1 protein-coding gene is annotated in these 771 nt (G+C 56.8%); it reads right to left on the bottom strand.

The genetic code is table 11. The features are described 5' to 3' along the window. A partial coding sequence (locus ACXAH0_RS25090; RefSeq protein ID WP_475196008.1) for a hypothetical protein occupies positions 1-771 on the bottom strand: 771 nt, incomplete at both ends.

Genomic DNA, 771 nt, shown 5'->3' with positions numbered 1-771 from the left:
ATCCAGGTCCACGCTTCGGAAGCGCTGCGTAAATGATGAACCATCATCGGAGCCATCATCATTGTCGTCGTCATTTGCACCGGGACCGCCTTCGGCAAGGCCGTTGCGAGCGATGCGCAGGATATAATTCAGCAACTCGCGGCGGCTGACCCGGCGTGCATCTTCAGGATTGGAGGCTTGGAGCAAATAATCGGCAAGAGCATCTGCGTTCTGCCGGATAAGGCCATCTTGACCGTCGCGGATATTGCCGCGAATGTCCTGTATCCGGGCCTCAATGTGCCCATCCAGCGTGTCAGGCAGACGTAGAACGAAGTCACTCAGGCTGAGGACGTCATCCCCAATATCGCGGTCCAGCCACTCATCCAGCTCAGCAGAGATATTGCTGTCACCGCCATCGGTATCATCATCGATCGTGCGATCGACCGCGAAAGTATCCAGGTCCACGCTTCGGAAGCGCTGCGTAAATGATGAACCATCATCGGAGCCATCATCATTGTCGTCGTCATTTGCACCGGGACCGCCTTCGGCAAGGCCGTTGCGAGCGATGCGCAGGATATAATTCAGCAACTCGCGGCGGCTGACCCGGCGTGCATCTTCAGGATTGGAGGCTTGGAGCAAATAATCGGCAAGAGCATCTGCGTTCTGCCGGATAAGGCCATCTTGACCGTCGCGGATATTGCCGCGAATGTCCTGTATCCGGGCCTCAATGTGCCCATCCAGCGTGTCAGGCAGACGTAGAACGAAGTCACTCAGGCTGAGGACGTCATCCCC

The organism is Roseibium sp. AWQ4_290 (assembly GCF_056160985.1).
Note: the sequence above shows the minus strand (reverse complement) of the source record. Positions and strands in the feature narration are given on the sequence as shown.